We start from the raw sequence: 21277 nt of genomic DNA on the forward strand, positions 1-21277 counted from the left end.
CGCTCAGCTACGTCAACGGCACCCTCACCGTCGACAAGGCCGCGCTCACCGTCACCGCCAACGACGGTCGCAAGACCTATGGTGATGCCGATCCCACGCTCGGCTACACGATCGACGCGAGCCAGCTGCGCTACACCGACACGGCTTCGGTCGTCTCGGGCGTGCAGGTGGCAACCGTCACCGGCGCGGCCGCCACCGCAGGCACGCATGCGATCACCGCGAGCAGCGGCCTGGCCGACAACTACGCGCTGACCTATGTGAACGGCACCCTCACCGTCGACAAGGCCGCGCTCACGATCACCGCCAATGACGGTCGCAAGACCTATGGCGACACGGACCCGACGCTGGGCTACACGGTCGATGCCTCGCAGCTGCGCTACACCGACACGGCTTCCGTCGTGAGCGGCGTCCAGATGAGCACCGCCACCGGCGCGGCCGCCACCGCCGGCACGCACACGATCACCGCCGCGAACGGCGCGGCCTCGAACTACACGCTCAGCTATGTCAACGGCACCCTCACCGTCGACAAGGCGGCGCTGACGGTCACCGCCAACGACGGTCGCAAGACCTATGGTGACGCCGATCCCACGCTCGGCTACACAGTCGATGCGAGCCAGCTGCGCTACACCGATACGGCCTCGGTCGTCAGCGGCGTCCAGCTGAGCACCGCCACCGGCGCGGCCGCGACCGCAGGCACGCACACCATCACCGTCGGCAGCGGCCTCGCGTCCAACTACGTGCTGAGCTACGTCAACGGCACGCTCACCGTCGACAAGGCCGCGCTGACCATCACCGCCGACGACCAGTCGCGCACCGCTGGCGAGCGCGATCCGCTGCTGACCTGGCGCTACGACCCGAGCCAGCTGCGCTACAACGACACGATCGCGGTCGTGTCCGGCGTGCAGCTCAGCGCGCCGACCGGCGCGGCCGTGCCTCCGGGCAACTACGTGATCGTCGCGAGCAACGGCAGTGCCGACAACTACGCGCTGACCTACGTGGACGGCACCCTCACCGTGAAGCCAGCCGTGAACGTCAACGCCGAAACCCTCGTGAACCAGACGGCGAACACCAGCGCCACGACGCGCACCGGCGCCCTGCCGACGACGCTGCCGGCACCGGCAGCTCCGGGCGGCAACAGTCCGGCGAACGGCAGCTTCGGCGCACCGGGCAGCCTGACCGTCGTGGGCGGCGGTCTGGCGGGCGGCGGAGCCGAGAGCGGATTCGGTGGCGCCAGTGGCACTGGCGGCTTCGGTGCTGGCGGGCTTGGCGGCAGCGGCTTCGGCGGCAGCGGTTCGGCCGGCACCGGCGGACTCGGCGGCGCCAGTGGCACTGGCGGTGACGGAATCGGCGGCGCCAGCGGCAACGTGCGCCAAGGCGGCGGGCTTGGCGGCACCGGAGCCGACACGGGCAACTCCGGCGGCACCGGGGCCACCGGCGGCCAGGATGGTTCCGAAGGTCTCGGTACCACGAACGGCGTGGGCGCCAACGGTGGCGGCTCGACCGGCGCGGCTGGCTCGACCGGCGCGGCCGGTTCGGGTGCCGCGGGCGGCACGCGTGGCATGGGTGCGGCCAACGGCGGAAATGGCGGTGGCAGCGAAGGCAGCAGCTCCACTGACGGCTCGGCCGGCAGCCTGGGCAGCAACTCCGCCAGCGCCACCGGCAATCCCGGCAACACGAGCGGCACCGGCGAGGCCGGCAACACGGGCTCGGCTGGCGCCGGCAACGGCAACGGCAACGGCAACGGCAACGGCAACGGCTCCGGCTCCGGCTCCGGCTCCGGCTCCGGCTCCGGCTCCGGCTCCGGCTCCGGCTCCGGCTCCGGCAGCAGCGTCAACGGCACGGCCAGCGACAGCAAGGCGGCCGGCAATGCTTCCGGCGCAGCCTCCGCCGGCGCCAGCGGCAACAGCGCTTCCGGCGGCAGCGGCCGACTGGTGACCCTGCGCGCGACGACCGAGCTGGTCGTCATGCCGGGCGAGCCGGTCAACTTCCCGGCGGCGGCGGCCTTCCAGCGGCCGACCGAGACGAACGTGAGCTACAGCGCCACGCTCGCCGACGGCAAGCCGCTGCCGAAGTGGCTCACGATCGATGCCGACACCGGCGCGCTCAAGGGCACGCCGCCGCGCGGCGAGAGCCAGCCGCTCGACATCGTGGTCACCGCCACGACCGAGGCCGGCCAGACCGCGACCACGCGCCTCAACCTCGGCATCGGCGCCCGCTGATGCCGGAGGGCCCCGACGGCGACCGCTCCGGTCGCCGTCGGGCCGGTCCTGACGGGCGGCGGCGGCGCGGGACGGGCCGAACCCGCCCGCGCCGGTCCGCCAGGAACGGCAGACCGCTCAGCCCAGCTCGCTTTCGTGCCAGCCGCGCAGCGCGAGCCGCGACAGCCAGCTCATCACCACGAACAGCGCCACGCCCGCGAGCGCGATCAGCAGCAGCGCCGCGAACATCAGCGGGATGTCGAGCTGGAAGCCGGCCTGGAGGATCTGGTAGGCCAGCCCCGCGCTCGTCCCGCCGGTACCGGCCACGAACTCCGCCACCACCGCGCCGATCAGCGCAAGCCCCGACGAGATGCGCAAGCCCGCGAAGAAATACGGCAGCGCGCTCGGGATGCGCAGCCGCACCAGCGTCTGCCAGCGCGTCGCGCGGTTGAGCCTGAACAGGTTGAGCAGCCCCGGATTCACGCTGCGCAGCCCCAGCACCGTGTTGGAGATGATCGGGAACAGGCAGACGAGCACCGCGCACAGCACGAGCGCCGGCGTGGGCTCCTTGACCCAGATGATGATCAGCGGCGCGATCGCCACGATGGGCGTGACCTGCAACAGGATCGCGTAGGGGAAGAGGCTGGCCTCGATCACGCGGCTCTGCACGAGCAGGAAGGCGAACAGCACGCCCGCGACGATCGCGGTGGCGAAGGCGAGCAGCGTGATCTTCATCGTCACCGCGAGCGCGCCGAGCAGGCTGCTCCAGTTGGCTGCAAGCGTTTGCAGCACCTTGAGCGGCGTCGGCACGAGATAGATCGGAATCTCGAAGAAGCCGCAGGCCCATTGCCACGCGGTGACGAACACGAGGCCGACGACGACGGGCGCGAGCACGCGCAGCGCGGCGGGATGGGAGAGCAGCGGTTGCTTCATGGCGATGGCTTCGGTGCCGGATGACGGTTCAGGCGGGCTTGGGTCGGGCAATGGCGGGCGCGGCGCGGGTGGCGGGGACGCTCGCTCAGGCCTCGTCGGCATGCGCCTCGGTGAGCAGCGCCGACAGCCGCTGGCAATGGCGCAGGAAGGGTTCGGAAACCCGCCAGTCCTCGCCGCGCTCGTCGGGGCCGTCGATGTCGATCTCGGCGATCACGCGGCCCGGGCGCGCGGCCATCACGACCACCTTGGTCGAGAGGAACACCGCCTCGTAGATGCTGTGGGTGACGAACACGACCGTCAGGTCCTCGCGCCGCCACAGCGCGCGCAGATCCCCGTCGAGCTTGTTGCGCGTGAACTCGTCGAGGGCGCCGAAGGGCTCGTCCATGAGCAGCAGGTTCGGGCCCGTGGCGAGCGCGCGCGCGATGGAGGCGCGCATCTGCATGCCGCCCGACAGCTCGCGCGGGCGGCTGCGGTGGAAGCGGCCGAGGCCGACCAGATCGAGCGCGTGATCGACACGCGGCTGCGCCTCGGCCTTCGGCATGCCGGCGAGATCGAGCGGCAGGCGCACGTTGGCGGCCACGTCGGCCCAGGGCATGAGCGTCGCCTCCTGGAACACCATCGCCAGCCGCCGGCCCTCGCTGTTGCGCGGCGGCGCCGGTTCGTTCCACCAGCGCAGATGGCCGGCCGAGGGCGTTTCCAGCCCGGCGAACATGCGCAGCAGCGTGCTCTTGCCGCAGCCCGACGGCCCGAGCAGCGAGACGAACTCGCCGCGCCGGATGTCGAGCTTGAGCGCTTCGAGCGCCTGCGTGCCGTTGGGATAGGTCTTCTCGACGCGCTGGGCCGAGAGCACGGGCGGCGAGGTATCGGAGGAATCGAAGGGCATGGGCGATGGGCTGCGGAGACGATGGCGGGACGCAGGCAAGCCATGTGCCCGCCGCGCGGGCCACCGTCAGGCGACCGACGAACGCCCCCCGCTCAACCGCGCAGACGGCGGCGCAGCAGCGCGACCAGCCCGATGCCGAGCGCGATCATCCCGCCGGCTTCCGGCTCGGGCACCGGCGACGCGCTGAACACCACCGGCAGCTCGCTGACGAAGGTCGTGCCGACGGTGTAGACCTCCTGGTAGACCGGCGGCGCGAGGAAGTCGGCCCAGTAGGGATTGGCGTAGGCGCCCGACGCCAGCGAGTAGCCGAAGCCGTGCACCGTGATCTGGCCGTCGCTGCCGAGGCGGATGACGTTGTCGAGCGCGAAGGGCTCGTTGCCGGGGATGGCCGAGCCACTCGGCCACAGGCCGGTGATGGCGACGCCATTGCGCTCGCCGGTGATGCCGAGGATCTCGTGAAAGCCGCTGGCGTCGGCAGTGTCGGAAACGTCGAGGCTGCCGCCGGCGCTGATGCCGGCGCCGGTGTAGCTCCAGCTCCAGGTGGCGGCCCGGGCGGCGGGCGCGGCGGCGATACCGGCGACAAGCGCCAGGGCAAGGGACAGACGACGAAGCGGATGGGTCATGGGCTTGGCTTTCTTCTCGACGGGTTGACGGGACGCGCCGGCGGCGCGTCCGAAGGAGCCGGACCAGCCAGACCACGGCCGGCATCGGCGGGAATATCGACGCCGGGCGGCGCGTACCGGCGTCAGCGCGAGCCGGCCCGTTCCACCACGGGTGCGGCGGTGAAGATGCCCTCGGTCTCGGCCATCTTCCCGGCCCTGGACGACATCTCCTGGTACACGGCCGGCGTGCGCTTGAGGTCGTAGAACACATTGGCGCAGGCGCCTGACTTGAGGCAGTAGCCGAGGCCGAGGATGGTGAGCATGCCGCCCTCGTCGTAGCGGATGAGGTTGTCGACCGGATAGCCCTCGTTGCCCGGGATGGCGCTGCCGGCCGGGAACAGCGCGGCGATCTCCTCGCCGTTGCGCCTGCCCTCGATGCTGGTGATGCGGTGGAAGCCCTGGGCGTCGCCCGCGTCGGCGGTGGTGAGCACGCCGCGCGCGGTCACGCCCTTGCCGGTGAAGCTCCATTTCCAGAGCGTGTCGGCATGGGCGGCGGGGAGCACGGCGCAGGCGAGCACGGTGATGACGGCGGCGAGCAGCGGACGGCGGAGCGGCTTGGGCATGGCGGCGAAGGAGAGGAATGGAGGCGGCGCGGATTTGACCACCGTCGTGGCCGTCCGCCCATCGGGATCGACAACGCTTGCCAGCCCCGACCGACATGCAGGCCTCCGTCGCGCCGCTGCCGCCGCGTCCGGCCGGCGGCCAGCATGAGGCAATGCGCCGATGCATTCCGCGTCGGCCAAGGCATCAGGAGCAAGGCCATGGAAACCTTCCGCAGCGCGGCAAGTCGCCCCGGCAAGGGCACCGACATCGATCCCGCCGGCACCGGCGGCTGGGAGGGCTTCAGCACCGGCGCGGGCCATGCGTCGCGGCCCGAAGGCGCGGTCGAGGAAGCCGAGGCGGCCGGCCAGCCGCCGAGCGCGCCGCATGAGCCACGCACGAGCGTGGGCGGCACTGGCGATGCCGGCCCGGCCGGCGCCGGCAATACGAACGCCGGCTCGGCGGGCGGCGACGACGGTGCCGAAGCCGCCGCGACCGGCGGCGGTGCCAACGCCAGCAGCCTCGGCGGCCATCCCGAGCCGCGGCCGAGCGAGGACCTCGCCGCTCCCGCGCATGACGCGCCGCGCGCAGCCGCGCCCGGCATCGGCTCGACAAGCGCCGTCGTCAGCCGCGACGCCAACAGCAGCGACGGTGCCGGCTCGGGCGCGAGCGGCGCGGGCAGCGCCGGAACGATCCTCCGTGGCGAGGGCGACCAGGCCGCCACCATCACCGATCCGGCCTCGGTCGGCGGCGCCGGCGTGCCCTCGGGCAGCGGCGCGGCGGCGCAACCGTCGCCGCAAGGCAACGAGCCGTCATCGGGCAAGGGCATGGGCGACGGCAGCGAGCCGCCGGTTCTCCCCGGCATCGCGCCGACGGCCATCGGCGGTCAGGGGCCGTCGTCGATCGACGGCAACCTGGGGCAGGACGGGTCGGTGCCGCCGGCCAATCACCGCTGAGCGGCGGCCGCCCGGCGCCGCGACCGCTCAGCGCCCGGCGGCGTCGGCCCGGCCGCTGGCGCGTCGAGGCTGCGCCGGAGCAGGTCGGCGAGCGCATCCGCGTCGGGTGGCGGCTCGTCGCCGGGCGGCGGCGCGGGCGCGGCGACGAGCGCCCGGGGCTCGCCACCCCGCCGCTTGCGCTCGACCAGCGCGAGCAGCGCCTCGCGGTAGTCGTCGTGATGCTCGGCCGGCTGCCAGCCGGTGCGCATCTGCTGCACGAGGCGGTCGGCCATCTGAAGTTCGGCGGGCTTGATGCCGGCCTTGCGCGCGTCTTCCGGCGGAAAGCGCATCTCGCTGAAGTCGCGCAACTCGGCCGGCCAGCGCAGCGTGTTGAGGACGAGCGCCGGACCGCGCACCAGCAGCGCGGCGAGGTGCTCGCGGGTCTGGAGCACGATGCGCGCGAGACCGACCAGCCCGCTGCGCGCAAGCGTCTCGCGCAGCAGGGCGTACACCTTGTCGGCGCCGCGCTGGGGCGCGAGCACATACGGCGTCTCGAAGAACTCCGGCCCGATCGCCTCGACCTCGACAAAGCCGGTGATCTCGATGGCGCGCTCGCGGTTCGGCCGCAGCGCGGCGATCTCCTCGTCGGTCACGAGCACATGGCCGCCGTCCGCCATCGGCACCGCGCGTGCCACGGCCGATGCCGGCACGACGCGGCCGCTGGCCTTGTTGATGCGGCGGTAGCCGATGGGCTGCATGTCGCGCGAGTCCACCCACTCGAAGTCCACGCCGTCGCGGCCGGCGCCGGTGTGCATGCGCACGGGGATATGGACCAGGCCGAAGGTGATCGCGCCTTTCCAGAGGACATGGGGCATGGCGGGCTCGCTTGCGTTCAGACGGACATGGCCGCGAGCCTCGCGCCGGCCGCCGCGCCGAGCGGCAACGCTTTGTCAGCGTCGTGGGAGCGCGCCGACAGCGCGGCCGCCACGCCTGACGCCGGCAGACCGGTTGGCGACGCCGCCGGCCATGCGCCGCCGCCGCCGGGCCGGCAAGATGGCGCGGACCTCGTTCCGCCCGGTGTCGCCGCCATCGCCTGTCGCATGGCGGCTGGCCCGGGCACCTTCGCCGGAACCGCCGCATGAGCCTCGCCCAGACCTATCTCCTCCTCGGCTTCGCGATCGTCGCCGAGGTCATCGCTACCACGGCGCTCAAGGCCTCGGACGGCTTCACGCGCCTGTGGCCGAGCGTGATCGTCGTCGTCGGCTACGGCATCGCCTTCGTGCTGCTGAGCCTCACGCTGCGCGTGCTGCCGACGGGCATCGTCTATGCGGTGTGGTCGGGCGCGGGCGTGGTGCTGATCACCGCGGTGAGCTGGATCTGGTACCGCCAGGCGCTCGACCTGCCGGCGCTGGCCGGCCTCGGGCTGATCGTGGCGGGCGTGGTGGTGATCAATCTGTTTTCGAAATCGGTGTCGCACTGAGACGACGGCGTCGGGCCGTGACGCGAACGGGAGGCGACGGCGCCCGCCGGCCACCGTACCGTCAAGCCGCGCGCGCCGGCCCCGTCATCGACGTGCGCAGGATGTAGAGCCCGCCGCGCAGCACGATCACTCCGATCACCGCGCCGATGACGAGGTCGGGCCAGCGCGAGCCGGTCAGCATCACCAGCAGCCCGCCCGCGATCACGCCCACGTTCGCGATCACGTCGTTCTTGGAGAAGATCCAGCTCGCCTTCATGTGGACCTCGCCATCGCGGTGCCGGCTCAGCAACCTGAGGCAGGCCACGTTGGCGATCAGCGCCAGCAGCCCGACGCCCATCATCAGCAGTGACTCGGGCTCGGCGCCGAACAGCGCGCGCTGCGCCACCTGCATCAGCACGCCCAATCCGAGCGCCAGCTCGACCACGCCGCTCAGCAGCGCCGCACGCCGCTTGTGCTCCAGCGTGCGGCCGACGGCGTAGAGCGACACGCCGTACACCATCGCGTCGGCCGCCATGTCGAGCGAATCGGCCAGCAGCGCGGTCGAGCCCGCGATCCAGCCCAGCCCGCCCTCGACGAAGAACATCACCGCGTTGATCGCCAGCAGCTTGCGCAGCACCGACGTCTGTTCCCGATCACGCGCCTCGAATCCGCAGCCGCAGCCGCCATTGCCGCATCCCGACACTGCCATCTCCCGCAAGAAGTTGAGTGAAACGCGCGGATGCTAGCCGGGAAGGCGCCACGCCCGGCGTCAGCGCGCCGCCGCGGCTCTTTTTTGAGCATGGGCAACGGCAACCGCGCCGCCGGTCCGGCCCACGCGAGCCGACGTTCCCCGTTTTTGCGCCCGCTCAAGGAGAAACGCCCGCGACGCAAGACTGTCATTCGGACAAACATGCTGCGAAGCACAATCCTCAACGAAAGACCGCATGCGGCGACGTACTGGCAGGCTTGTGCGCAATCGGGCAGCCCGCAGGCGACCGCCGCAGCCCCCGCTCCTCCGGAGAACAGCATGGACATCCGCAGCACCGACCTCATCACCAACCGCACCTGGGACGAGATCGCCGTCGGCGACACCGCCACCCTGGTTCGCACCCTCACCGCCGACGACATCCGCGTGTTCGCCGCGATGTCGGGCGACGTGAACCCTGCCCACCTCGACGCCGAATACGCCAAGGCGAGCGTGTTCCACGAGGTCATCGCCCACGGCATGTGGGGCGCGGCGCTGATCTCGGCGCTGCTCGGCACCGAGTTTCCCGGCCCGGGCACGATCTACACCGGCCAGTCGCTGCACTTTCTGCGGCCGGTGCACATCGGCGACGTGCTCACCGTCAAGCTCACGGCCAAGGAGAAGGTCGAGCGCGGCCACCGCATCGTGTTCGACTGCGAATGCAGCAACCAGAACGGCGAGCCGGTCATCACCGGCGAGGCCGAGGTCAAGGCGCCGACCGAGCGCATCAGCCGCCCGCGCTGGCCCGTGCCCGACCTGATCGTCAACGACAGGCACGCGCGGCTCGCGGCGCTCGTGGGCCTCGGGCGCGGGCTGGCGCCGGTGAGCATCGCGGTCGCCCATCCCTGCGACACCGAATCGCTCAAGGGCGCGCTCGACGCGGCGGAGGCCGGGCTGGTGCTGCCGATCCTCGTGGCGCCGCTCGGCAAGCTGCGCGAGGTGGCGGCGGCCGCCGGCCTGAGCCTCGACGGCATCGAGTGCATCGACGTGCCGCACAGCCATGCCGCCGCCGAGCAGGCCGTGGCGCTGGTGCGCGCGGGCCGCGCCGAGGCGCTCATGAAGGGCAGCCTGCATACCGACGAACTCATGCACGCCGTCGTCGCCCACGACACCGGCCTGCGCACCGCGCGCCGCCTGAGCCATGTGTTCGTGATGGATGTGCCGACCTATCCGCGCCGGCTGCTCATCACCGATGCCGCAATCAACATCGAGCCGACGCTGGAAGACAAGGCCGACATCCTGCGCAACGCGATCGACCTCGCGCGCGCGCTCGGCATCGCCACGCCCAAGGCCGCGATCCTCGCGGCGGTCGAGACCGTCAACCCGAAGATGCGCGCCACGCTCGACGCCGCGGCGCTGTGCAAGATGGCCGACCGCGGCCAGATCGCGGGCGCGGTGCTCGACGGGCCGCTCGCCTTCGACAACGCGATCTCGGCGGCGGCGGCGAAGACCAAGGGCATCGTCTCGCCGGTCGCGGGCGAGGCCGACATCCTGCTCGTGCCCGACCTGGAGAGCGGCAACATGCTCGCCAAGCAGCTCGAATACCTCGCCGACGCCCAGGCCGCCGGCATCGTGCTCGGCGCCAAGGTGCCGATCGTGCTCACGAGCCGCGCCGACGATGCCGAGACGCGGCTTGCGTCCTGCGTGCTCGCGCTGCTGCTCGCGCGCGCCGGCAAGGGCGGCGCCGGCGGCCTCGGCCGCGCGGGCGCGAGCCTGAGCGCTGTGCCGCAGGCGGCACTGGACGGGAGCGTGGAATGAGCGGCGGCGCCCTGCCCGGCGAGGCGGCGCGCCGCCCGGCCGATGCAGCCGCCCCGCCCGTGATCGCCGCGACGGCCGGCGGCGACGTGCCCGCCATCCTCGTCATCAACGCCGGTTCGTCGAGCGTGAAGTTCGCGGTGTTCCAGACCGACGGGCACGACCTGCGCGAGCCGGCCGCGCTGCACGGCCAGCTCGAAGGCATCGGCGGCGCGCCGCATCTCGTCGCGAAGGACGCGGCCGGCCGCAAGCTCGCCGATGACGCCCTGCCCCACGACCCGGCCGCCTCGCTCGACACCGCCTATGACACGGCGCTCGCCGCACTGCTCGCGTGGATCGGCGAGCACGAGGTCGGCTTCGCCATCGAGGCGATCGGCCATCGCGTCGTGCACGGCGGACCGACGCACGCCGCGCCGGTCGTGGTGGACGACGCGGTGCTCGCCGAACTCGACCGCTACGTGCCGCTCGCGCCGCTGCACCAGCCGCACAACCTCGACGCGATCCGCGCCCTCGGCCGCATCGAGCCGGACGCGATCCAGATCGCCTGCTTCGACACCGCCTTCCACCGCAGCCAGCCGGCGGTCGCGCAACGCTTCGCGCTGCCGCGCCGCTTCGAGGCGGCCGGCGTGCGCCGCTACGGTTTTCACGGCCTGAGCTACGAGTACATCGCGGGCCGCCTGCCCGAGCTGCTCGGCGAGCGCGCGGATGGCCGCGTGATCGTCGCCCACCTTGGCAACGGCGCGAGCCTGTGCGCGCTGCACGGCCGCCGCAGCGTCGCCTCGACGATGGGCTTCTCGGCGCTCGACGGCCTGATGATGGGCACGCGCACCGGCGCCATCGATCCGGGCGTGCTGCTCTATCTGCTCGACACCGAGAAGATGGATTCAGCGCGCATCTCCAGGCTGCTCTACAAGGAGTCGGGGCTGCTCGGCGTGTCGGGCATCAGCGCCGACATGCGCACGCTGCTCGCCAGCGACGCGCCCGAGGCTGCCGAGGCGGTGGAGCTGTTCTGCTATCGCATCGCGCGCGAGATCGGCTCGCTCGCGGCGGCACTGGGCGGGCTGGATGCGCTCGTGTTCACGGCGGGCATCGGCGAGCATGCGGCGCCGGTGCGCGAGCGGGTGTCGGCGGCCTGCGGCTGGCTCGGCGTGAAGCTCGATGCCGAGGCCAACGCCGCCGGGCAACTGCGGCTGGACGCGGCGGGCAGCGCGGTGGCCGTCGCCTGCATCCCGACCGATGAGGAAGTGATGATCGCCCGCCATGCGCTGCCGGCGCTGCGCGTGCATCACGCCGAGCTGGTCAAAGCTTCATCCTGAAGGCGGGTTTGGCGGCGAGTGTCGGGTTGCCGTTGACGTCGGCAACCCGCCCCTGCCCAGCCGGACACGCGGCCGCCGGCCCGATGTGCGTCGGGCCGGGGCACAGCCGACAGGTCGCCCCGCGTTCAGCCCGCCGCCTGGCTCCCGCGCCGGGGCTGCTCCAGATACTCCTTGCTCTGCATCTCGACGATGCGGCTCACCGTGCGGGTGAACTCGTTGGCCATGCGACCCTCGGTGTACAGCTCCTCGGGCACGACCTCGGCGCTCATGATCAGCTTCACGCGCTGGTCGTAGAACACGTCGATGAGCCAGGTGAAGCGGCGCGCCTCGCTCTGCATCGCGGGCGTCATGCGCGGCACGCCCGACAAAATGACGGTGTGGAACTGCGAGGCGATTTCGAGATAGTCGTTCTGCGAACGCGGCCCGCCGCACAGCGTGTGGAAGTCGAACCAGACCACGCCGCCCGCGCGCCGCAGCGAACGCAGCTCGCGGTGCTCGATGTGCAGGATCGGGCTTTCATCCGACGCCTCGGCAATGCGCGAAAAGGCCTGGCGCAGCTTCTCGTCGGTGTCGGCGCCGAGCGGCGTGAGGTAGACGTCAACCTGCTCCAGCGCGCGCTGGCGGTAGTCCACGCCACTGTCGACGTTCAGGATGTCGAAGCGCTGCCTGATGATCTCGATCGCGGGCAGGATGCGGTCGCGGTGCAGCCCGTCCGGATAGAGCGTGGACGGCTCGTAGTTCGAGGTCATCACGAAGGTCACGCCGTTCGCGAACAGCTGGTCGAGCAGACGGTAGAGGATCATCGCATCGGCGATGTCGCTCACGTGGAATTCATCGAAGCAGATAAGCCGGTACTTGCGCGCGATGCGCCTGGCCACCTCGTCGAGCGGGTCGGCCATGCCCTTGAGTTCGTCGAGCTGCCGATGCACCTCGCGCATGAACTCGTGGAAGTGCAGCCGCGTCTTGCGCACGACCGGCACCACCGAATAAAAGGCATCCATGAGGAAGCTTTTGCCGCGCCCGACGCCGCCCCAGAAGTAGATCGCGCGCGGCAGCGCCGGCCGACTCACCATCTTGAGGAAGGCGTTGCGCCGCTGATGCTTGTAGGCGACCCATTCTTCGTAGGCCTGCTGGAGCCGGGCGACCGCGCGCTTCTGGGCATCGTCGGGCTTGAAGCCGCGACGGCCGAGCGCGTCGGCGTAATAGCTGCTGACGTCGTGAGGCGTCGTGGAGGAGGAGCTGTCCATCTTCGGCCGTTGTAATGAGGAAGGGGCGCCGAAGCGCCCCTTTGCCATGCGCGGCCCCGCTCGGCCGCACCTGCTGTGCTGATGCGGATCGTCGCCGGTCCGGCGCCCGCCGCCGCGCCCGACTGCTGTCGGGCCGACGGCCGGTCGCCGCGAGGGCGAGCGCGCCGATCAGAAGTTGAGCGTGCGACCGAGGACGGCGAGCGCGGCTTCCTTGGTGGACTCGGACAGCGACGGGTGGGCGTGGCAGATCATGCCGATGTCTTCCGACGAGGCCTTGAACTCCATCGCGACCACGCCTTCCGAGATCAGCTCGGACACCATCGGGCCGATCATGTGCACGCCGAGGATCTCGTCGGTCTCGGCATCGGCCAGGAACTTGACGAAGCCCGTCGTGTCGCCCAGCGCCCGCGCACGGCCGTTGGCCAGGAACGGGAACTTGCCGGCCTTGTACTTCACGCCTTCGGTCTTGAGCTGCTGCTCGGTCTTGCCGACCCACGCGATTTCCGGGCTCGTGTAGATGACCCAGGGAATCGTGTTGAAGTTGACATGGCCGTGCTTGCCCGCGATGCGCTCGGCAACCGCGACGCCCTCTTCCTCGGCCTTGTGCGCGAGCATCGGGCCGCGAACCACGTCGCCCACCGCCCAGATGCCCGGGACGCTGGTCTTGCAGTCTTCATCGACGACGATGAAGCCACGCTCGTCGAGCGGCAGGCCGACGGCTTCGCCGTTGAGGCCGTTGGTGTTGGCCACGCGGCCGATCGAGACGATGAGCTTGTCGACGGCCAGCGTCTGGGCTTCGCCCTTGGCGTTGGCGTAGGCGATGGTCACGCCCTCGCCGTCCGTCTTGACTTCGCTGATCTGCACGCCGAGCTCGATCTTCAGGCCCTGCTTGGTCAGCTGCTTGTGCGCTTCCTTCGCGACTTCCTCGTCGACCGCGGCGAGGAAGTTGGGCAGGCCTTCGAGCACCGTCACGTCGGCGCCGAGACGGCGCCAGACGCTGCCCATTTCGAGGCCGATGACGCCCGCGCCGATGATGCCGAGCTTGGCCGGCACCGCGCCGACGCGCAGCGCGCCGTCGTTCGACAGGACCTTCTCTTCATCGAAGGCGGCGAGCGGCAGCGCGCGCGCGTTCGAGCCGGTCGCGACGATCACGTTCTTCGCGATCAGGTCTTCTTCCTTGGCGCCCGTGACCTTGATCTCGGTGCCTTCGGCGCCCGTCTTCACGAACGACGCGAGGCCGTGGAAGAAGGTCACCTTGTTCTTGCGGAACAGGAAGAGGATGCCCTGGTTGTTCTGGTCGACCACCGCGTCCTTGCGGGCGATCATCTTCGGGACATCCATCGACAGGTTGTCCAGCGAGATGCCGTGCTCGGCAAAGCCGTGGGCCGCGTGCTCGAAGTGCTCCGAGCTTTGCAGCAGGGCCTTCGAGGGGATGCAGCCCACGTTCGTGCAGGTGCCGCCGGGGGCGGGACCGCCCCTGGCGTTCTTCCAGGCGTCGACGCAGGCGACCTTGAGGCCGAGCTGCGCCGCGCGGATCGCGGCGACGTAGCCGCCGGGGCCCGCGCCGATGACGACGACGTCGAATTGCTGTGCCATGTCGTCGTCCTCGCTCAGATGCCGAACAGCAGGCGCGACGGATCTTCCAGCGCGTCCTTCATCGCCACGAGACCCAGCACCGCTTCGCGGCCGTCGATGATCCGGTGGTCATACGACATCGCGAGGTAGTTCATCGGACGCACCACGACCTGACCGTTCTCGACCACCGCGCGGTCCTTCGTGGCGTGCACGCCGAGGATGGCCGACTGCGGCGGGTTGATGATCGGGGTCGACAGCATCGAGCCGAAGGTGCCCCCGTTCGAGATCGAGAACGTGCCGCCGGTGAGCTCTTCGAGGCTGAGCTTGCCGTCCTTCGCCTTCTGGCCGAACTCGGCGATCTTCTTCTCGATTTCCGCGAACGTGAGCTGGTCGGCGTTGCGGATGATCGGCACCACGAGGCCGCGCGGCGAGCCGACGGCGATGCCGATGTCGAAGTAACCGTGATAGACGATGTCGGTGCCATCGACCGAGGCGTTCAGGACCGGATACTTCTTGAGCGCATGCACCGCGGCCTTCACGAAGAAGCTCATGAAGCCGAGCTTGACGCCGTGTTCCTTCTCGAACTGCTCCTGGTACTTCTTGCGCAGCGCCATGACCGGGGCCATGTTCACTTCGTTGAAGGTGGTCAGGATCGCGTTCGAGGCCTGCGATTGCAGCAGACGCTCGGCGATACGGGCACGCAGGCGGCTCATCGGCACGCGCTGTTCCGGACGGCCTTCGAGGCCGGCGTCCGGGCCCAGCGGGGGCGCGACGACGGGCAGCGCGGCGCCGGTCTTGGGCGCGGGGATGCTCGACGGCGCGGCGGCAGGCGCGGGCGCCTTGCCGGCGGCGATCACGTCGCCCTTGGTGACGCGGCCGTCACGGCCGGTGCCAGTCGCGGGCGTGGTCGCACCTTCGGCGATCAGCTTGGCGGCGGCAGGCATGGCGTTCGACACGGCGGCGGCCGGAGCCGCAGCGGCAGGCGTCGGCGCGGCGGCAGCGGGCGCCGGGGCCGCAGCGGCCGGCACAGGCGCGGCAGCGCCGGCGGTGGCTTCGGTGTCGATCTTCGCGATCAGCTGGTCGGCGACGACGGTCGCGCCATCGGCCTGGGTGATCTCGACGATGACGCCGGCGCTCGGGGCCGGGACTTCGAGCACGACCTTGTCGGTCTCGACTTCGATGAGGATTTCATCGGCGGCAACAGCTTCGCCAACCTTCTTCTTCCACTGGAGGAGGGTCGCCTCCGCAACCGATTCCGACAGCTGGGGGACCTTGACTTCTACGAGTGCCATTTGGATTGCTCCTGGAGTTCTTTGGCGCCCGTCGTGCGGTCGCGCGGGCAAGCGGCGTCCTGCGCCGCTTGCTCGTCGCGCATATCAACCGTCACGCGAGCGTGACGGGAATTACTTGTTGATGACGAAGCCCTTGAGCTTGCCGAAAGCTGCGTCGAGGAGCGCCTTCAGTTGCTCGTTGTGCTTGGCGTAGTAGCCGACCGCCGGCGAGGCCGACGCGGGGCGACCCGCGTAGCCGAGCTTCTGGCCTGCGTCCATGTTCTCCAGCAGGTTGTGCTGGATCTGGAACCACGCGCCCTGGTTCTGCGGCTCGTCCTGCGCCCACACGACCTCGGTGAGGTTCGGGTACTTCTTTAGCTCGGCCGAGAAGGCCTTGTGCGGGAAGGGATAGAGCTGCTCGACACGCAGGATCGCGACGTCATCGGCCGAACGCTCGCGGCGCGAGGCAACGAGGTCGTAGTAGACCTTGCCCGAGCACGCGACAACGCGCTTGACCTTGTTCGCGTCGATATCCGCCGAGACTTCGGGGATGACGGTCTGGAACGAACCCTTGGCCAGGTCCTGGAGCGAAGACACGGCTTCCTTGTTACGGAGCAGAGACTTCGGGGTCATGATGACCAGCGGCTTGCGGAACAGCCGGATCATCTGGCGACGCAGCAGATGGAAGATCTGGGCCGGGGTGGTCGGCTGGCAGACCTGCATGTTGTTGTCGGCGCAAAGCTGCAGGAAGCGTTCGAGGCGGGCCGAGCTGTGCTCCGGACCCTGGCCTTCGTAGCCGTGCGGCAGCATGAGCGTCAGGCCGTTCACACGGCCCCACTTCACTTCGCCCGAGCTGATGAACTGGTCGATCACGACCTGGGCACCGTTGGCGAAGTCGCCGAACTGGGCTTCCCAGATCACGAGCGTGTTCGGCTCGGCGGTCGCGTAGCCGTACTCGAAGCCGAGCACCGCCTCTTCCGACAGCACGGAGTCGATGACCGTGAACGGAGCCTGCTTTTCGGTGACGTTCTGCAACGGGATGTACGAGCCCGAATCCCAGCGCTCGCGGCTCTGGTCATGCAGCACGGCGTGGCGGTGCGTGAAGGTGCCGCGACCGCAATCCTGACCCGACAGACGCACCGCGTAGCCCGAGGCCACGAGCGTCGCGAAACCGAGGTGTTCGCCCATGCCCCAGTCGAGCGCGAGCTTGCCTTCGGCCATCGAGCGACGGTCGGCGACGACCTTCTCGACCAGCGGATGCAGCTTCATCGTCTCGGGGATGGTCGTGATGCGCTCGCCGATCCGCTTGAGTTCGGCCAGCGGCACGCCGGTGTCGGCGGCATCCGTCCACTTGCGGTTCAGGAAGGGCATCCAGTCGACCGAGTACTGGCGCTTGTAGTTCGACAGCACCGGATCGGACGTGCGCTTGCCTTCGTCCATCGCGGCGCGGTAGTCCTTCACGTACTGCTCGACATCGGCGTCGGCCATCAGCTTCTGGGCCACGAGCTTGTCGCCGTAAAGGCGGCGCGTGCCCGGGTGCTGGCTGATCTTCTTGTACATCAGCGGCTGGGTGACGGCCGGCGTGTCCTGCTCGTTGTGGCCGAGCTTACGGAAGCACACGATGTCGATGACGATGTCCTTGTGGAACTCCGCGCGGAAGTCCACGGCGATCTGGGTCGCGTAGGCGACGGCTTCGGGATCGTCGCCATTCACGTGCAGCACCGGCGCCTCGATCATCTTGACCACGTCCGAGCAGTACAGCGTCGAACGCGAGTCGCGCGGATCGGAGGTCGTGAAGCCGATCTGATTGTTGATGACGAGATGGATCGTGCCGCCCGTACCGTAGCCGCGCGTCTGCGCGAGGTTGAGCGTTTCCATGACCACACCTTGACCGGCAAAAGCCGCGTCACCGTGCACGAGCACCGGCAGGACCTGGTCGCCCTTCTCGTCGCCGCGACGGTCCTGGCGAGCCATCGCCGAACCTTCGACCACGGGGTTGACGATTTCGAGGTGCGACGGGTTGAACGCGAGGCTCAGGTGCATCGGACCGACCGGCGTGCTCACGTCGCTCGAGAAACCCTGGTGGTACTTGACGTCACCCGCCGGCAGATCGTCGCCGTGCTTGCCTTCGAATTCGGCGAACAGATCCTTGGGCATCTTGCCGAGGATGTTCACGAGCACGTTCAGGCGGCCGCGGTGGGCCATGCCGATGACGATTTCCTGCACGCCCTTCGTCGCGGCGCGCGAGACGAGTTGGTCCATCGATACGATGAAGCTCTCGCCGCCTTCTAGCGAGAAGCGCTTCTGGCCGACGTACTTGGTGTGCAGATAGCGTTCGAGGCCCTCGGCGGCCGTCAGGCGCTCGAGGATGTCCTTCTTGGTCTGCACGTCGAACGACGGCTTGCTGCGCGTCGATTCGAGACGTTGCTGAAGCCAGCGCTTCTGCGCCGGATCGGTGATGTACATGAACTCGGCACCGATCGTGCCGCAGTAGGTCTCACGCAGCGCCGCCACGATCTCGCGCAGCGTCATGTGCTCGGCGGTCGTGAAGTAGGTGTTCGTGGCGCTGAACACCGTGTCCATGTCGGCTTCGCTGAAGTCGTAGAAGCCGGGTTCGAGTTCGGGGATGCGCGGACGTTCCTGACGCTTGAGCGGATCAAGGTCGGCCCAACGCGAGCCGAGGAAACGGTAAGCGGCAATGATGGACTGCACGTCCACCTGCTTGCGGGCAATGCTCAGGTCGCGTTCGGCGACGCGCGGCAGGAAGGCATTGGCCTTGGCGCGCTGTGCGAAGGATTCGACCACCGGGGCGTGCGCGACATCGCGGCTTTCGGTGCCATCGGCCGCGGCAACGAGCTGCATGCGGTCGAAGTACTCACGCCAGTTTTCGGGGACCGATGCCGGGTTGTCGAGATAGGCCTCGTACAACTCTTCGACATACGGAGCGTTGCCGCCGAACAGGTAAGAGTTCAGCTGGTACTGCTTCATCATGACGTTCACCTTTCCTTCGAGCTTCTCGAAGATGGATGCGGGATATCGAAAGCGCGGCACCGTCAGCCGGCCTGCTGGCCTTGACTGACGCCGGACTGTCGCCCATCCGTGCCGCCGGTCATACCGTCGGTACGGACAACGAAGCGCCGGCCGGACTGGGGCTTGTCCTGACGGCGCGTTTCGAGTTCGCGGATGCTAGCACCATCACGCGAGCGACTTCGGGACCGGGTTGACGGATCAACCCTGAGTTGCGTTCACCAAACAAAAAGGCGGACTTGAAGTCCGCCTTTTGAGAGGCCTCGACGAGGCCCTGAACGATCACGAGGATCAGCGCGCCGACAGATCCGGCACGTTGCGGGTGACCGCGCCCGTGAACAGCTGGCGCGGACGGCCGATCTTGTATTCCGGATCGGTGATCATCTCGTTCAGCTGGGCAATCCAGCCGACCGTGCGCGCGAGCGCGAAGATGGCCGTGAACAGCGAAACCGGAATGCCGATCGCCTTCTGCACGATGCCCGAATAGAAGTCAACGTTCGGGTAGAGCTTGCGCTGCACGAAGTAGTCGTCTTCGAGGGCGATCTTTTCGAGCGCCATGGCGAGCTTGAACAGCGGATCGTTCTCGAGACCGAGGGCGCCGAGCACTTCGTGGCAGGTCTCGCGCATCAGCTTGGCGCGCGGATCGTAGTTCTTGTACACGCGATGGCCGAAGCCCATCAGGCGCACGCCCGAGTTCTTGTCCTTCACCTTGGCCACGAACTCGCCGATCTTTTCCACGCCACCCTGAGCCTGGATGTCGTACAGCATGTTCAGCGCGGCTTCGTTCGCGCCACCGTGCGCCGGACCCCAGAGGCAGGCAACGCCAGCGGCAATCGCGGCGAACGGGTTCGTGCCCGACGACGCGCACAGGCGCACGGTCGAGGTCGAGGCGTTCTGCTCGTGATCGGCGTGCAGGATGAAGATGCGGTCGAGGGCGCGCACGAGAACGTCATTGACCTTGTACTCCTCGCACGGGGTCGCAAACATCATGCGGGTGAAGTTCGCGGTGTACGACAGGTCGTTGTGCGGATAGATGAACGGCTGGCCGATCGAGTACTTGTACGCCATCGCGACGAGCGTCGGCAGCTTGGCGATCAGGCGGATTGCCGAGATCTCGCGCTGATGCGCGTCGTTCAGGTTCATCGAGTCGGGGTAGAACGCCGACATCGCACCGACGAGACCGGTCAGGACGGCCATCGGGTGGGCGTCACGACGGAAGCCGCGCAGGAAGAAGTGCATCTGCTCGTTGACCATCGTGTGCTGGGTCACACGCGCAACGAAGTCGTCCTTTTGGGTCGCGTTCGGCAGTTCGCCGTTCAGCAGCAGATAGCAGGTTTCGAGGAAGTCGCACTTGGTCGCGAGCTGCTCGATCGGGTAGCCGCGATACAGCAGCTCGCCCTTGTCACCATCGATGTAGGTGATGGCCGACTGGCACGAGGCGGTGGAGAGGAAGCCAGGGTCGAACGTGAACTTGCCGGTCGAGCCGTAGAGCTTGCGGATATCGATGACATCCGGGCCTACCGTGCCCTTGAGGATCGGAAAGTCAACCGACGGCGATCCGTCGGAAAAGCTAAGCGTTGCCTTTTGATTGGCGGCCGTCATGGAACTCCCTCCTAGTTTTCTTTCATCGATGCCGGGCCTCGTCGAACCGGCGATTGCGGACCGCTGCCAGCCCTCTGCGCTGCCTGCCTCAGGCGGCGCGAAGCATGCCGAGCACCCTGTGCACGGCCGGCGCGTCAAGCCCCCCCTCGGGCTCGCGCCTCGCGAGAATCAGGTCGAGAAGCTCGTTGTCGGGCAACTCGAACAGCTCGCTCAGTACGGCAACGTCCTCGTCGGACAGCTGCAATTCATGTTGGTCGAGAAAGCGCGTGATGATCAGGTCGTTCTCGAGCAGACCGCGGCGCGCGCGCCAGCGAAGACGCGCGCGCTTGAGCGGATCGGCCTGATGCTCGAACGAGGTGGTCATCACACCGCGCGCCGGACCATCAGTTCCTTGATCTTGCCGATCGCCTTCGTCGGGTTGAGACCCTTCGGGCAGACGTCGACGCAATTCATGATGGTGTGGCAACGGAACAGGCGATACGGATCTTCGAGGTTGTCGAGACGCTCGCTCGTGGCCTGGTCGCGGCTGTCGGCGATGAAACGGTAGGCCTGGAGCAGGCCGGCGGGACCGACGAACTTGTCGGGGTTCCACCAGAACGACGGGCAGGACGTCGAGCAGCAGGCGCAGAGAATGCACTCGTACACGCCATCGATCTCTTCGCGCTCCTCGGGCGACTGGTAGCGTTCCTTTTCGGGCGGCGGGTCGTTGTTGATGAGGTAGGGCTTGATCGAGTGGTACTGCTTGAAGAACTGCGTCATGTCGACGATGAGGTCGCGAATGACGGGCAGGCCCGGCAACGGCTTCAGCACGATGGGTTCCTGCAGTTCGCGCAGGTTCGTAATGCAGGCGAGGCCGTTCTTGCCGTTGATGTTCATCGCGTCCGAGCCGCACACGCCTTCGCGGCACGAACGACGGTAGGCGAAGCTGTCATCGACATCGGACTTGATGCGGGTGAGCGCATCCAGAAGCATCTTGTCCGTCGGCAGCAGCTCGACTTCTAGCTTCTGCATGTACGGACGCTCGTCCTTGTCCGGGTCGTAGCGGTAGATCTCGAAGCGCACGACGCGCTTGCTGGTGCTGGCGGCGGAGCCGACGGCCGTGAGTTCGCTGGGATTCGTAGCGGTCATG

At 69.0% G+C, this 21277-nt stretch carries 19 protein-coding genes; 6 read left to right on the forward strand and 13 right to left on the reverse strand.

The genetic code is table 11. The features are described 5' to 3' along the window. A partial coding sequence (locus H566_RS30455) for an MBG domain-containing protein (protein ID WP_281173155.1) occupies nt 1-2219 on the forward strand: 2219 nt, incomplete at its 5' end. A 117-nt stretch (nt 2220-2336) separates the two neighbouring features. Here H566_RS30455 and H566_RS0121145 read toward each other — a convergent pair. The 4 genes from H566_RS0121145 to H566_RS27840 form a co-directional block, all read right to left on the reverse strand. Continuing rightward, nucleotides 2337-3131, reverse strand: a complete 795-nt coding sequence (locus H566_RS0121145) for an ABC transporter permease (RefSeq protein ID WP_028313004.1) — start codon at nt 3129-3131, stop codon at nt 2337-2339. Nucleotides 3132-3216: 85 nt separating this feature from the next. Then, nucleotides 3217-4014 carry an ABC transporter ATP-binding protein gene (locus H566_RS0121150; RefSeq protein ID WP_034412733.1) on the reverse strand — a complete coding sequence of 266 codons (798 nt, stop codon included), beginning with the start codon at nt 4012-4014 and terminating at the stop codon, nt 3217-3219. Between the two features lie 92 nt (nt 4015-4106). Next, the gene (locus tag H566_RS26865) at nt 4107-4637 is read right to left on the reverse strand and encodes a PEP-CTERM sorting domain-containing protein (RefSeq protein WP_034412735.1); all 531 of its coding nucleotides are present in this window, start codon (nt 4635-4637) and stop codon (nt 4107-4109) included. Nucleotides 4638-4759: 122 nt separating this feature from the next. Further along, on the reverse strand, nt 4760-5239 hold the full coding sequence (locus H566_RS27840; protein WP_051379119.1) for a hypothetical protein: 480 nt from the start codon (nt 5237-5239) through the stop codon (nt 4760-4762). 198 nt (nt 5240-5437) lie between these two features. Here H566_RS27840 and H566_RS0121170 point away from each other — a divergent pair, with 198 nt between their 5' ends. After that, nucleotides 5438-6172, forward strand: a complete 735-nt coding sequence (locus tag H566_RS0121170; protein ID WP_051379120.1) for a hypothetical protein — start codon at nt 5438-5440, stop codon at nt 6170-6172. On the opposite strand, the gene ku is transcribed toward H566_RS0121170, so the two are convergent. Further along, the gene (gene ku, locus H566_RS26880; RefSeq protein WP_051379121.1) at nt 6163-7026 is read right to left on the reverse strand and encodes a non-homologous end joining protein Ku; all 864 of its coding nucleotides are present in this window, start codon (nt 7024-7026) and stop codon (nt 6163-6165) included. The genes H566_RS0121170 and ku overlap by 10 nt on opposite strands. 27 nt (nt 7027-7053) lie before the next feature. On the opposite strand from ku, the gene H566_RS0121180 reads away from it, so the two are divergent. Beyond that, on the forward strand, nt 7054-7293 hold the full coding sequence (locus H566_RS0121180) for a hypothetical protein (RefSeq protein ID WP_028313007.1): 240 nt from the start codon (nt 7054-7056) through the stop codon (nt 7291-7293). After that, nucleotides 7290-7631 (forward strand): SMR family transporter, encoded by a 342-nt coding sequence (locus H566_RS0121185; protein WP_028313008.1) that lies wholly within the window; start codon nt 7290-7292, stop codon nt 7629-7631. The genes H566_RS0121180 and H566_RS0121185 overlap by 4 nt, the downstream gene beginning before the upstream one ends. 61 nt (nt 7632-7692) lie before the next feature. Here H566_RS0121185 and H566_RS0121190 read toward each other — a convergent pair whose 3' ends face one another. Next, the gene (locus H566_RS0121190) at nt 7693-8247 is read right to left on the reverse strand and encodes a cation efflux transmembrane domain-containing protein (RefSeq protein WP_245591434.1); all 555 of its coding nucleotides are present in this window, start codon (nt 8245-8247) and stop codon (nt 7693-7695) included. Between the two features lie 390 nt (nt 8248-8637). Between H566_RS0121190 and H566_RS26885 the strand changes: the two genes are divergently transcribed. Together H566_RS26885 and H566_RS0121200 are read left to right on the forward strand one after the other, a co-directional pair. Beyond that, nucleotides 8638-10113: a bifunctional enoyl-CoA hydratase/phosphate acetyltransferase gene (locus tag H566_RS26885; RefSeq protein WP_084545381.1), complete on the forward strand. Its 1476-nt coding sequence runs from the start codon at nt 8638-8640 to the stop codon at nt 10111-10113. Nucleotides 10114-10199: 86 nt separating this feature from the next. After that, nucleotides 10200-11426 (forward strand): acetate/propionate family kinase, encoded by a 1227-nt coding sequence (locus H566_RS0121200; protein WP_028313010.1) that lies wholly within the window; start codon nt 10200-10202, stop codon nt 11424-11426. A 125-nt stretch (nt 11427-11551) separates the two neighbouring features. Here H566_RS0121200 and zapE read toward each other — a convergent pair whose 3' ends face one another. From zapE to H566_RS0121235, 7 genes are all read right to left on the reverse strand, one after another. Then, entirely contained in the window at nt 11552-12673 is a 1122-nt protein-coding gene (zapE, locus tag H566_RS0121205; protein ID WP_028313011.1) for a cell division protein ZapE, read from the reverse strand. 168 nt (nt 12674-12841) lie between these two features. After that, nucleotides 12842-14269, reverse strand: coding sequence for a dihydrolipoyl dehydrogenase (gene lpdA / locus H566_RS0121210; RefSeq protein WP_028313012.1), 1428 nt, complete (start codon nt 14267-14269; stop codon nt 12842-12844). 14 nt (nt 14270-14283) lie between these two features. Beyond that, entirely contained in the window at nt 14284-15540 is a 1257-nt protein-coding gene (odhB, locus tag H566_RS0121215) for a 2-oxoglutarate dehydrogenase complex dihydrolipoyllysine-residue succinyltransferase (protein WP_028313013.1), read from the reverse strand. A gap of 111 nt (nt 15541-15651) precedes the next feature. Continuing rightward, nucleotides 15652-18519 (reverse strand): 2-oxoglutarate dehydrogenase E1 component, encoded by a 2868-nt coding sequence (locus tag H566_RS0121220; RefSeq protein WP_028313014.1) that lies wholly within the window; start codon nt 18517-18519, stop codon nt 15652-15654. A 318-nt stretch (nt 18520-18837) separates the two neighbouring features. Beyond that, nucleotides 18838-20148, reverse strand: coding sequence for a citrate synthase (locus H566_RS0121225; RefSeq protein ID WP_028313015.1), 1311 nt, complete (start codon nt 20146-20148; stop codon nt 18838-18840). 88 nt (nt 20149-20236) lie between these two features. Beyond that, nucleotides 20237-20512: an FAD assembly factor SdhE gene (locus H566_RS0121230; protein WP_028313016.1), complete on the reverse strand. Its 276-nt coding sequence runs from the start codon at nt 20510-20512 to the stop codon at nt 20237-20239. Next, on the reverse strand, nt 20512-21276 hold the full coding sequence (locus H566_RS0121235) for a succinate dehydrogenase iron-sulfur subunit (RefSeq protein ID WP_051379122.1): 765 nt from the start codon (nt 21274-21276) through the stop codon (nt 20512-20514). Before H566_RS0121235 ends, H566_RS0121230 begins: the two co-directional genes overlap by 1 nt. Between the last annotated feature and the right edge of the window lies 1 nt (nt 21277).

Source organism: Derxia gummosa DSM 723 (assembly GCF_000482785.1).
Lineage (GTDB): Bacteria > Pseudomonadota > Gammaproteobacteria > Burkholderiales > Burkholderiaceae_E > Derxia > Derxia gummosa.

Bases quoted from the DNA above. Each gene is read 5' to 3' on its own strand.
- H566_RS0121185 (WP_028313008.1), top strand. From the start codon at position 7,290: ATGAGCCTCGCCCAGACCTATCTCCTCCTCGGCTTCGCGATCGTCGCC.
- odhB (WP_028313013.1), bottom strand. From the start codon at position 15,540: ATGGCACTCGTAGAAGTCAAGGTCCCCCAGCTGTCGGAATCGGTTGCG.
- ku (WP_051379121.1), bottom strand. From the start codon at position 7,026: ATGCCCCATGTCCTCTGGAAAGGCGCGATCACCTTCGGCCTGGTCCAT.
- lpdA (WP_028313012.1), bottom strand. From the start codon at position 14,269: ATGGCACAGCAATTCGACGTCGTCGTCATCGGCGCGGGCCCCGGCGGC.
- H566_RS26885 (WP_084545381.1), top strand. From the start codon at position 8,638: ATGGACATCCGCAGCACCGACCTCATCACCAACCGCACCTGGGACGAG.
- H566_RS0121235 (WP_051379122.1), bottom strand. From the start codon at position 21,276: ATGACCGCTACGAATCCCAGCGAACTCACGGCCGTCGGCTCCGCCGCC.
- H566_RS0121180 (WP_028313007.1), top strand. From the start codon at position 7,054: ATGGCCGCGAGCCTCGCGCCGGCCGCCGCGCCGAGCGGCAACGCTTTG.
- H566_RS0121225 (WP_028313015.1), bottom strand. From the start codon at position 20,148: ATGACGGCCGCCAATCAAAAGGCAACGCTTAGCTTTTCCGACGGATCG.
- H566_RS0121230 (WP_028313016.1), bottom strand. From the start codon at position 20,512: ATGACCACCTCGTTCGAGCATCAGGCCGATCCGCTCAAGCGCGCGCGT.
- H566_RS26865 (WP_034412735.1), bottom strand. From the start codon at position 4,637: ATGACCCATCCGCTTCGTCGTCTGTCCCTTGCCCTGGCGCTTGTCGCC.
- H566_RS27840 (WP_051379119.1), bottom strand. From the start codon at position 5,239: ATGCCCAAGCCGCTCCGCCGTCCGCTGCTCGCCGCCGTCATCACCGTG.
- H566_RS0121150 (WP_034412733.1), bottom strand. From the start codon at position 4,014: ATGCCCTTCGATTCCTCCGATACCTCGCCGCCCGTGCTCTCGGCCCAG.
- zapE (WP_028313011.1), bottom strand. From the start codon at position 12,673: ATGGACAGCTCCTCCTCCACGACGCCTCACGACGTCAGCAGCTATTAC.
- H566_RS0121170 (WP_051379120.1), top strand. From the start codon at position 5,438: ATGGAAACCTTCCGCAGCGCGGCAAGTCGCCCCGGCAAGGGCACCGAC.
- H566_RS0121145 (WP_028313004.1), bottom strand. From the start codon at position 3,131: ATGAAGCAACCGCTGCTCTCCCATCCCGCCGCGCTGCGCGTGCTCGCG.